Raw genomic sequence first — 11,012 nt, 5'->3', positions numbered from 1 at the left:
CCAAGCCCAACGATACCTATCTTCATCTGTTCCCTTTCTGCTTTAGTCCCGTCATCATACCCATTGAATGGTTAGGAGCCGTTTAATTTACCGCACATTAATTTATCGGGTGATACAATCAGAGACTTATCTTAACGCAACGGATTTTGGCTTGAAAACAATACCCCTCTCTTTGATAGTGGCGAGTGTGCTCGTGCATGCCTCGACGCAGAACGTCCAATCGATCCAATACGACGGCATGGTCCATATTTCCGAAACGGTTGCCAAACGGCTCAATGAAGTAAAAATCGGCGAACCGCTCGATCCCGCAGCGGTCGATAAAACGATCAAGAATTTTTACGATCAGGGTTATTTTGAAGACATCTGGGTCGATGATAACGACGGAAAAGTGACGTTTTATTTCAAAGAGAAGCCGATTATCTCAAAAATCGAACTCAAAGGGTACAAAGAGAACGATGAAGCGGCTCAAAAAGAGCTTTTGCAGGTCGAAAAAGGTTCTTTGTACGATGAAAAACGGCTGGAAAGTGCCAAAAAGCGGATTGTTGATGCCCTGAGTGCGGACGGGAAAATCGATTCGGTGGTCGAAATCGACAGCGAAAAGCTTGAGAACGGCAGTATGCACGTGACGTTCATTGTCAATGAAGGGGAAGAGATCATCATCAAGCAAGTGCGCTACGCGGGTGTGAATACCCTCGACAGCGACGATTTTGACAGCATGATCGCGAACAAGCAAGAAGAATTCATGGGATGGATGTGGGGCCGCAACGACGGGAAAATGAAGCTTGCCGAACTGCAGTACGATCCGCTTCGCATCCGCGATTACTACATGCAAAACGGTTATCTGGATGCCAAGATCGACGAACCGTTCGTTCAGGTCGATTTCGACAACTACACGGCGCAGATGGATTACACGATTTTCGAAGGGGATGTGTACCGCGTCAGCGACATCCTTGTATTCCAAGATACCGCAGTTATCGATGACAAAGAGCTTTTAGCGGTTATTGCCCTTGAGAAAAATAAACCGTTCAACATCAAAACATTCCGTGAAGATGCCGACCGGATCAAAACGAAAATCGCCGATTTGGGATACGCCTACGTGCAGGTACAGCCCGATTTGCGCAAAGACAAGGAAGCTAAAAGCGTCGACGTCGTCTACCGGATCAATCCGGGCAAAAAGGTCAAAATCCGCAACGTCATCGTTTCCGGGAATAACCGTACGCTTGATAGGGTGGTACGCCGCGAGCTTTTCCTTGCCCCCGGCGACTGGTACAACCTGACCAACCTCAAAGACTCACGCAACGCGATTGGACGTACGGGGTATTTCGAGAGCAATACGATCGAAGAGAAGCGGATTGATGATGAGACGATGGACCTGGTCGTGCAGGCCAAAGAAGCGCCCACCGGGAACATTCAGCTCGGCGGGGGATACGGAAGTTTCGGCGGGATTTTGCTCAGCGTCGCGATCAGCGACCGGAACATCTTCGGATCGGGGATCAACGTAGGGCTCAATCTCGAGCGCTCGCAACGCACGAGCAACTATTCGTTCAATATCTCGAATCCCCGCCTCAACGACAGCGACTTCAGCGGAAATTTCTCGATTTACGACAGTTCGACCGAATACGACAGTTACACCGTTTCCTCAACCGGTATGAGTGTCGGGACAGGGCATCGTTTCAACCGCTACATCAACGGCTATTTGGGGTATAACTATTCGACCAACTCCTACAGCGACGTTGATTCGACGGTAACGACGCTTGATCCGCGCTATTACGAAAATTACGCGAAAAGCTCCGTCATCGTTTCGGCGACGTTTGACAATACCGATGATTATTACATTCCTCGCGAAGGATTCACATTCGGTCAAAGCTTTGAAACGGCCGGACTTGGAGGCGATGCCGAATTTCTCAAAAGCCGCACCAACTTCGGCGCCTACAAAGGGCTGCAGAAGCTGACCGATGCGGATCTGATTTTACGCTACAAAGCCCGTTTCAACTATGTGGAAAATCTCGGCAGCGCTCAGAGCGGTTTGCCGCTGGGTGAAAAATTCTATATGGGAGGGATCGGTTCGGTCCGCGGTTATCAAGGATATTCGCTTTCGCCGACGGAAGGGCTGGACAATGACGGCGAACCGTTTAAAATCGGGGGAACCCAGACATTCTCAAACAGTTTCGAGCTGAGTGTTCCTCTCGTTCCTGAAGCACGGATGCGGGCAACGGCGTTTGTCGACTACGGGATGATCGGAGAGAACAGCCTTAGCGAGATCAAGCGGGGCGGTTATGGGATATCACTGGAATGGTTCAGTCCCGTCGGACCGTTGCAGCTGGTGTTTGCCAACCCGATCGGCGACAAACCCGGCGATGATGTGACCCACTTCGAATTTACGATCGGACAGAGATTTTAAAAGGGGAGGGGAAAATGTTCCCTTTCCTGAGAACCTGAGTTTTTCTTCGAACGCGGGAAGTCCCGCTTCTTCATTTAATCCGCTTTTTTGAACATCCCGATAATTTTGGAAACGATACTGACTCCCGCGAGAACGATTCCTCCGGCGACGATTCCCGCGACGGCATCCAGCAGAATTGGTGTCATCCCGCCCAGAACCCCACCTGCAACCGGTATTGTTTCAGTCGCGTGAACGGCAGACTCTACAACATGGTGAGCATCCGGGATACCATGAAGGAGGATGCTGCCCCCTACGAGGAACATCGCCGCAGTCCCCACGACGGTGAGTATTTTCATCAGTTTCGGCGCAAAGCTGAGCAGTCCCTGCCCAAGCGCGCGTTGCGGTGCTCCCCGCTTCCCTTCGGAGGCGTTTTGAAGCAGATGAAGCCCGACATCATCCATTTTGACGATGGCGGCCACCAGTCCGTATACACCGATTGTGATAGCCACGGCAATGCCGCTGACAACCATCGTCTGGGTCATGATATCTTTGTCGGCGACGGTTCCCAACGCGATGACGATGATTTCGGCCGAGAGGATGAAATCGGTTCGGATCGCCCCTTCGATCTTCTCTTTTTCAAAGGCTTCCAGATCGACATCAGGATTGTGAAACGCTTCGATCAGCTCGCGGTTGTGTTCGTCCTCTTCTTTATCGGCCCCCAAAAAAGGGTGGGCGATTTTTTCAAAGCCTTCAAAACACAGATACGCTCCGCCGACCATCAGGATCGGCATGATGGACCACGGGGCAAACGCACTTAGTCCCAGTGCGGCGGGGACGAGGATCACTTTGTTTTTGAACGACCCTTTGGCTACCCCCCAGACGACGGGAAGCTCGCGTTCGGCACGGATACCTGCGACCTGCTGCGCATTGAGAGCAAGATCATCGCCCAACACACCCGCCGTTTTTTTGGCGGCGACTTTGCTCATGGCCGCGACGTCGTCGAGGAGTAGGGTAATATCATCGATCAGGATTAGAAGACTGCTGCCTGCCATAGAATGTTTCCTTTAGGGATTAATAAGAACGGTAAGATTGTCGGGAAGGACGATGTTTTTGAGCTGCTCGGCGGCCAGATACAAGCGTGTTCCCCGAATGACAAGACCTTCCTGCGTGTACTCAAGGCCGATCTCGTCGACATTCTGCCGGCTTGCAAGAAGAACATGCGAAAGCCATAAGAGAGCATACAGGGCATCAAGGGTCCGTGTATCGGGAAGGAGCGGCGCGTACCCGTTTTTCGGAAGCAATTCGGAGGACGCAACCCCTTTTTTAAAGAGGAGCAGGTGCGCGATCAGAGCAATCTGCCGATGGCTGAGACCGTAATCCAAAGCACTGAGTGCCAGATAATGGCTGTGGCGCTGATACGCATAGTAGCGTATCCCGATTCCGATCGGCAGAAGTTTGGCCGCCATGATCAGTTCGCTGCGATGGCTGCCTTCGAGTTTGAGTGGAGCATCCAGCACATCGAAGATACGCCCGGCCAAACGGGCGCACTGATTCCCGTGGTCGCTGTGGACCGCATAAGTATCGAGCAGGTACCGGATGCTCGGATTGTAATTGGCCGGGAACAATCCCCCGCTGTTGCGGAGCAGATCGTTCAGATAAACGCCTTCACGTACCCCGACGCCGCTGCAGACAAGATTGGACACTTTTAAATGACGAATGATGCGCTGCAGGATCAATGTACCGGGTTTAATCGTATCGAAGCGCTCCGCTTTGATGTAAAGGGATTTGAGTTTTTTCGGATTGGCCTCGAGTATCTGGTTGCAAAAAACGTCAAAGGGTTCTTTGCGGGTTGTGTAGCCGTGGAGCTTTTTGAGGGGATACGATTCGTCTTTCATCATCGCACGGGTAATGGCACGGTAGGTTCCGCCGATCCCTATGAGAGTATCCGTATCAAAAGAAGGGAGAGACTTCAGAGCGTCATCGATATATCGGATAGCCCCTTTTAGATCGTCATGATCCAAAAATAGCTCTTTGAGCCGCACGGTTCCGATATTAAGAGAAAAGGGAGATTGGACTTTTCCGTTTGCGAGGAGGGCAAACTCACTGGAGCCTCCGCCGACATCGACGGTAATCGCGTCGATACGGGGGAGAAGATTGGCACACGCTAGAGCGCCCAGATACGCTTCTCTGTCTCCGTCGATCACTTTGATCTGCAGCCCAAGCTCACGCCGGATACGGGTGATGAATACGGAAGCATTGGGGGCATCGCGCAATGCCGAAGTCGCAACACACAAAACCTTTCTGGCCCCGAACGAACGGGCTACATCCAGGAACTCTGCCAGTGCCGCAGCGGTGCGGTCCATCGCGAAGGACTGAAGGTTGTCGTCGTTTTTGTACGCGTTCTCGCTTAAACGGACGGAGCTTTTGACTTCATGAATAATGTGAAACGCAAAACGGCTTGTCTTTTGAAAGACCGCCATCCGCATCGAATTGCTTCCGATGTCGATAACGGCGGTACATTTGGCCATTTACTGATCTTCCTCCATCAGCTGCTGGTGTTTGTACAGAAGCTCCTGCATTGTTTCGACATTGTCTTTGTCCGGGATGATACAATCTACCGGGCACACGGCGATACACGCCGGTTCATCATACGTACCGACGCATTCGGTACAACGGTCCGGATCGATGATGTAAATAGGGTCTCCCTCTTCGATCGCATCCATGGGGCATTCTTCGCGACAAGCATCGCACGCGATACATTCATCGATAATCATTAATGGCATCGTATAAACCTCTATTTTTTTCGTTAGTGCGCGATTTATAGCGAAACGAACCTTTGAGCACTTTTAAACGTTCGCACTTTAGTGTTTTGGGAGCAGACAACACAGCTTGGAAGGGAGGACAAGTTGGGCTTGCGTTCCGTCCGTTCCATCTTTGCGATTCGTAAGAGTGATTTTAGCACCGATGGCTTCGGCGGCGCTTTTGGCCAAAAAGAGTCCCAATCCGACCCCTGATTTATTTCCCTGCCGTATAAAAGGGGCAAACAAGTCGATACTTTCATCAATGCCGCACCCTTCGTCAAGCACTTCGATGATGAGATCGGTTCCGTTCAGGTAGCTTTGAAAGAGGATCGTTTTCCCCTCAGGGGTAAATTTGAGGGCATTTTGGAGAAAATTTTGCAATACCTGGTTGAGAAGCGTGACCTGTAAAACGGCAATGAACGCGTCGGGTTGGAACCGTGAAACAAGATTTTTATGTTCGCTTTGGGCCAAAAGGGAGAAATCCCCCGCCCATTTTTGCAAGATCGCAATGATGTCGGCCTCGGCCGGAGCTTCGAGCTGGGCGCCTTCTTGGCGTCCGATATTGAGGATATTGGCGACGATTTTGTTCATATCGTCGACGCTTTGGTTGGTCACTTTGATCGCTTCGATGTACTCTTCGGGGGAGCGTTTTTTGATCAGCGTCACCTGATTTTTGAGTTTTATGACGGCAAGAGGGGTTTTTAGCTCGTGTGCCGCTCCGATAAAAAGCTCTTTTTGGTATTTGACAAAGTTCTGGATACGCCCCATCAAGCGGTTCAGCGTTTCCCCCAGCGGCTCGAATTCATCGGGAAGCTGTTCGACTTTGATCGGACGGATCAAATGTTCGTTCATGTTCGCCAGACGCCGGCTAAGTGCGCTGATCGGGGCAATCAGCATTTTTGAAAAGGCGATGGCATAGAGGATAATGACGACAAAGCCGACGGCATTGATCAGAAAAATGGAGTTCAGTATTTTACGTAGCAGCCGTTTGGTTGGAGTGATGTCGCGGCTGATTTTGAGATAGGACGATTTGGCAAAATCAAACGGATAAATCAGCGTCAGCGTCGTTGTTTTGTCGTGATGGGTCGTTTCATGGAATTCCAGATATTCTTCATCCGGCGGGAGGGTAATCAGCTCGACGCTAAGGCCCATGAGCGCATCGGCGTTGTTCTGTTGGGACGACAGAAGAGAACGGTATGAGGAGATATTTTCGGCAAAGCTGATGAGTTCAGCCTGTTTTTCATCGTAAATGGATTGTTTGATAAAAAGGTATAAAAAAGAGGAGAAGAGTAGGACCAGTGCCGCCGAAGCGACAATGAGCTGGAAAAGAAAACGTCGTCTTATGCTTCTTTTGGAAAACAAAAGCGGTATCCTCTGCGACGGACCGTCTCGATAGTCGTAATGCCGAGCGGTTTGTCCATCTTTTGGCGGATTTGGTTGATCGCTACCTCGATGACGTTCGGAGTAACGAGCTCAGGCTCTTCCCAAATCGCATCAAGCAGTTGCTCTTTGGAAACGATTTGGTCGCGGTGGCGCGCCAAGTGAGTCAATACTTCGAAAGGTTTTCCTTTGAGCTCGATCTCTTTTTCTTTGTAGATGATCTTTTCCTCTTCAGGATTGATCGTCAGATCATCGATTTCGATGATGTTGCTTCCGCCGAAGCGCAGACGCGCTTCGATGCGGGCGACCAGAACGTCGAAATCGAACGGTTTGCGGATGTAGTCATCGGCACCGGCGCGGAGCGCTTCGATTTCGCTTTCGTTGTCATCGCGTGCCGAAAGGACGACGATAACCGTTTTTGGAGTGTTGGTTTTGATGTCGGGGATGATGTCGACGCTGTTGCCATCAGGTAGCATCCAGTCCATCAAAATCAGGTCATAGTTACGGATGTCGAGGTAATACTCACCGTCTTTCAGGGTCTCGACGACATCGCTTTGGTAACCGAACTCTTTAAGCCCTTCGGCAAGAGTTTTGTTGAGGGTTACTTCATCTTCAATGATCAGAATACGCATTCACGTTCCTCGGTGCGAAATTTTCCCGAAATCATACCATACTTTTAGAAAATTTTAAACTTTTTTTCAATTTTTTTTAAAAAAACTTTTTTTGTATTACGTTGAGAAAGGGATTTATGTGGGGCTGAGTCTATGGCCGGCACTTATAATCTTCCCCGCCAGGGGAAAGCTTTTGCTGTCGCCTACGGCTAAGCTTTTCGCAAGCTACATGTGCCATAGCGGCCAGCGTAGCCGATGGGGCTTTGCTCCATCGGCGTTCAAACTTATTTGGCGGGATTGGGGATGATTTTGATTTCGACACGTCGGTTGGCTTCACGTCCTGATGGAGTATCGTTCGAGGCAACCGGCATGCTTTCGCCGAATCCGATCGCCGTGATACGGCTCGAACTGACCCCCCGGCTGCTCAGAGCGGAGCGGACGCTTTGCGCACGAAGTTCGGAGAGCCGAAGATTGTCGGCATTGTTGCCGACGTTATCGGTGTGCCCCTGTACTTCAATTTTGGTTTCGGGATATTTGACCATGACATTGGCAATGTCGTCCAGCACCGCATTGAAATTGGATTTGATGTTGGCTTTGCCGGTATCGAAAGTGATCCCGCCGGGCATGTTCAGATTGATCGTGTCGCCTTGGCGCTGGACGTCTACGCCGCTGCCTTTGAGCTCTTTATTCAGCTCCTCTTCTTGTTTGTCCATGTAGTAGCCGATTCCCCCACCGGCTGCCGCGCCGATTGCGCCTCCGATCAAGATTCGCTTCGCGCTGTGATCCCCTGTCGCGCCTCCGGCAACGGCACCGGCAAGGCCGCCGAGCAGCGCTCCGGTCTGTGTTTTGGAGAGACCTGTACCGGTTCCCGTTTCGGTACCGGCACACCCGATCAGCAGAAATCCGGCCGCAATTGCGGAAAACATCGTCTTGTACATCATAATTCGCTCCTTAAATGCATTGCTTATTGCATCATTATAGCTGTCTAAAATAAAGGAAGATTTGAAGCCCGGAAAAAAACTAAAAACTAAAGTTTTGTTGAACCCCGACGGTGCAATAGGGGAGAATATCGGGTTTTCGGATGCTCAAATCCAGTCCATCGATCAAAGGGAAACGCTCTTTAAGGGCAGATGCCAGAACGTTTAGCGCCGTTTCGATGAGTTCGAACCGCGCGTCATTCATAATCCGAACGATCTCTGAGGCGACGTCGGCATAGTTGATGAACTGTTCGTCCGAATACACGTAGTTTATGGCGCAGTCGATGCGGATGCGCTGCGGCGTTGTCCGTTCGTGCGGCAGGATCCCGAGGATCGTTTCAAACGTCAAATCCTCGATGAGGATTCTCATACGACCCGCTTCTCTTCCCCTTTGATGAGGCGGATGAAGTTGGGGATATGTTTGTAAAAAAGGATAAAAGCGATAAAAAGAACCGGTACGTGAAACATCTGCGGATGGAGCACGAACGAAGCGACAACGAGGGCGGCAAGCCCCAGCATCGACGAGAGCGACGAGATACGGATCGTTTTGGCCGCAACCAGCCACACGAGCAGCGCAATCGCTGTTTCAATCGGGAGCATGACGGCCATGACGCCCATTCCCGTTGCAACCCCTTTGCCCCCTTCGAACCACAGGTACGGGCTGTAGCAGTGCCCCAAAACGGCGAGTACGGCGATCAGCCATTGGGCGCTGTCGGAGAGTTCGAAGTATTTGGCGGCCACAACGACGGCGATCCCTTTAAGTGCATCCAGCGCGAGGGTTGCGGCGCCGAGTTTTTTGGCCAGCTTGGGATTGGTTTCTTTGACGACGCGCAGAACGTTTGTCGCTCCGATGCTTTGCGAACCCGCTTCTTTAATGTTGACGCCGGCAAATGCTTTGGCAAGGATCAATCCGAAGGGAATCCCCCCGATCAGGTAGGCCGCCAGATAGAACTGGACGTTAAGATTATAGAGGAAATCCATAATATCCTTTCGCAATAATGTATGTAATGGCGTCATTATAGTGTACCAATCGTTACAATGAACTAAAAAGTGATGGTATTTCGGTAACACTTTAACAAGGCTGATACGGCGAGTTCGTTATAATGTTCCCTTTACCGTTGTATTAAGGACTAGAGGTTTGACTACCGAAGAGCTAAAAGAAAAGATTATCGACCTGAAAAAACGTCTCAGCGTTACGGTCGTTGCCCATTACTATCAGCGCGACGAAGTGTTCGAGATGGGGGACATCACCGGCGATTCGCTTGAACTGGCCAAACGTACCATGGCGGATGACAAAGAGTTCGTCGTGTTTTGCGGTGTCGGATTCATGGGGCAAAGTGTCAAAATTCTGAGCCCGCAAAAACGGGTCGTCATGCCCCGCATCGCCTGCTGCGCGATGGCAAAGATGATCGACGGCCTTTATTTTGACCAGTCGATCGCCAAACTCGAACAAAGCGGAATCAAGGCGGAAGACATTTTGCCGATCACTTACATCAACTCCGATGCGAGCGTCAAAGCGCGCGTCGGCAAAATGGGCGGGCTAGTCTGCACCAGCTCGAATGCCAAAACGATCATCGAAAAGGCGCTGGCGGAGGGGAAAAAGATTCTGTTCGTACCCGACCGCTGTCTGGGGCAGAACATTGCTGCTCAGATGGGGCTGAAATCGTGCGTTATCGGAGACGGGACCGATCCCAAAGAAGCCGATATCATTTGCTACGACGGGTTCTGCTCCGTTCACCAGCTCTTCAGTGTCGATGACATCGAGTTCTACCGGAACAAATACCCCGGGATTCTGATCGCCGTCCACCCCGAGTGCGACCCCGCGATCTGCGAAAAAGCTGATTTCGTCGGATCGACGTCGCAGCTGATCAAATACATCACGGAACTTCCCGAAGATCAGAAAGTGGCGGTGGGAACCGAGTTTAATATGGTCAACCGCCTCCGCCCTAAAAACACCTATATTCTGTCATCGACGAAACCCGAATGCCCGACGATGAACGAAACGACGCTGGAGGATTTGTACAATACCCTCAAAGCGATCGAGGAAGGACACCCGATCAACGAGATCGAAGTGGATGAAGATACCGCCTACTGGGCGAAAGTGGCTTTAGAGAGGATGATGGCGTTATAGTAAAATTCCTGATATGCTACAATAATACAAAACTTTTGAAAGGGTGGGTCATAATGAACGAAAAAGAAATTATTTTACAAAAACTCACCCTTTTAAAACCCGAAATCACCCAAGAGTACCATATTTCTTCTCTCGCTCTTTTCGGCTCATTCGCCCGTGGAGAACAAGGCGTAGCAAGTGATGTAGACTTACTCGTAGATTTTTCCGACACCCCCGATTTACTCCGTTTTATCGAACTCGAAGAGAAGATCAAAGCGGTATTGGGACGCAATGTCGATTTGGTTCCGCGTAGAAAACTCAGAGCCGAGTTGTATGAACAGATTGAGCTTGAGAAAATAGCCGTATGAAACGAAACTATGCCCTATATATCGATGATATATTGCGCAGTATCGATAAGTGCGAACGGTTCGTCGAGGGGTATGATTTTGAAGCATTTAAAGCAGATGATAAAACGGTAAGTGCGTGTGTCCGTGAGATTGAAGTGATCGAAGAAGCGGCTAAACAGATACCTGATGAACTGACAAAGCAGTATTGTAATATTCCATGGTCTTTAATGGCAAAGATGAGAGACAAGATGATTCATTGGTATTTTGAAATCGATGAAGAGATTGTATGGAAAGTGATAAAAGAGCAGTTTCCAGCACTGAAAACAGACATCGAAAAGATGAAAAAAGAAATTTGAACCATTTGAAAGAAAAAGTTAAAAAGGTAGTTGTATGATCGAACAATTTA

The 11,012-nt window shown here is 50.1% G+C and carries 12 protein-coding genes; 4 read left to right on the top strand and 8 right to left on the bottom strand.

Going from position 1 to position 11,012, the window contains the following annotated elements:
- Positions 1-151 precede the first annotated feature (151 nt).
- Positions 152-2,401: an outer membrane protein assembly factor BamA gene (gene bamA, locus JU82_RS07770; RefSeq protein ID WP_037949023.1), complete on the top strand. Its 2,250-nt coding sequence runs from the start codon at positions 152-154 to the stop codon at positions 2,399-2,401.
- Between the two features lie 74 nt (positions 2,402-2,475).
- Here bamA and JU82_RS07765 read toward each other — a convergent pair whose 3' ends face one another.
- The 8 genes from JU82_RS07765 to plsY form a co-directional block, all read right to left on the bottom strand.
- Positions 2,476-3,432 carry a DUF808 domain-containing protein gene (locus JU82_RS07765; RefSeq protein ID WP_037949021.1) on the bottom strand — a complete coding sequence of 319 codons (957 nt, stop codon included), beginning with the start codon at positions 3,430-3,432 and terminating at the stop codon, positions 2,476-2,478.
- Between the two features lie 12 nt (positions 3,433-3,444).
- Positions 3,445-4,908 carry a Ppx/GppA phosphatase family protein gene (locus tag JU82_RS07760; RefSeq protein WP_037949019.1) on the bottom strand — a complete coding sequence of 488 codons (1,464 nt, stop codon included), beginning with the start codon at positions 4,906-4,908 and terminating at the stop codon, positions 3,445-3,447.
- Positions 4,909-5,163, bottom strand: a complete 255-nt coding sequence (locus JU82_RS07755; RefSeq protein WP_037949017.1) for a YfhL family 4Fe-4S dicluster ferredoxin — start codon at positions 5,161-5,163, stop codon at positions 4,909-4,911.
- A 78-nt stretch (positions 5,164-5,241) separates the two neighbouring features.
- Positions 5,242-6,543 carry a HAMP domain-containing sensor histidine kinase gene (locus JU82_RS07750; protein WP_037949015.1) on the bottom strand — a complete coding sequence of 434 codons (1,302 nt, stop codon included), beginning with the start codon at positions 6,541-6,543 and terminating at the stop codon, positions 5,242-5,244.
- The gene (gene hsrA, locus JU82_RS07745) at positions 6,522-7,193 is read right to left on the bottom strand and encodes a homeostatic response regulator transcription factor HsrA (RefSeq protein WP_037949013.1); all 672 of its coding nucleotides are present in this window, start codon (positions 7,191-7,193) and stop codon (positions 6,522-6,524) included. Before hsrA ends, JU82_RS07750 begins: the two co-directional genes overlap by 22 nt.
- 263 nt (positions 7,194-7,456) lie before the next feature.
- Positions 7,457-8,113: an OmpA family protein gene (locus tag JU82_RS07740; RefSeq protein WP_294892555.1), complete on the bottom strand. Its 657-nt coding sequence runs from the start codon at positions 8,111-8,113 to the stop codon at positions 7,457-7,459.
- 79 nt (positions 8,114-8,192) lie between these two features.
- Positions 8,193-8,519 (bottom strand): dihydroneopterin aldolase, encoded by a 327-nt coding sequence (locus JU82_RS07735; RefSeq protein ID WP_037949005.1) that lies wholly within the window; start codon positions 8,517-8,519, stop codon positions 8,193-8,195.
- On the bottom strand, positions 8,516-9,130 hold the full coding sequence (gene plsY, locus JU82_RS07730) for a glycerol-3-phosphate 1-O-acyltransferase PlsY (protein WP_037949002.1): 615 nt from the start codon (positions 9,128-9,130) through the stop codon (positions 8,516-8,518). The genes JU82_RS07735 and plsY overlap by 4 nt, the downstream gene beginning before the upstream one ends.
- A 157-nt stretch (positions 9,131-9,287) precedes the next feature.
- Between plsY and nadA the strand changes: the two genes are divergently transcribed.
- From nadA to JU82_RS07715, 3 genes are read left to right on the top strand one after another with little or no spacing between them, the layout of a single operon-like run.
- Complete coding sequence (gene nadA, locus JU82_RS07725) at positions 9,288-10,280, top strand: quinolinate synthase NadA (RefSeq protein WP_037949000.1); 993 nt, start codon at positions 9,288-9,290, stop codon at positions 10,278-10,280.
- Positions 10,281-10,333: 53 nt separating this feature from the next.
- The gene (locus JU82_RS07720; RefSeq protein WP_037948997.1) at positions 10,334-10,627 is read left to right on the top strand and encodes a nucleotidyltransferase; all 294 of its coding nucleotides are present in this window, start codon (positions 10,334-10,336) and stop codon (positions 10,625-10,627) included.
- The gene (locus JU82_RS07715) at positions 10,624-10,962 is read left to right on the top strand and encodes a DUF86 domain-containing protein (RefSeq protein WP_037948995.1); all 339 of its coding nucleotides are present in this window, start codon (positions 10,624-10,626) and stop codon (positions 10,960-10,962) included. Before JU82_RS07720 ends, JU82_RS07715 begins: the two co-directional genes overlap by 4 nt.
- The last annotated feature ends 50 nt before the right edge of the window (positions 10,963-11,012 follow it).

The organism is Sulfuricurvum sp. MLSB (genome assembly GCF_000747095.1).
In the GTDB taxonomy this organism is placed as follows: Bacteria; Campylobacterota; Campylobacteria; order Campylobacterales; family Sulfurimonadaceae; genus Sulfuricurvum.
This window is presented reverse-complemented; position numbering and strand designations above follow the sequence as displayed.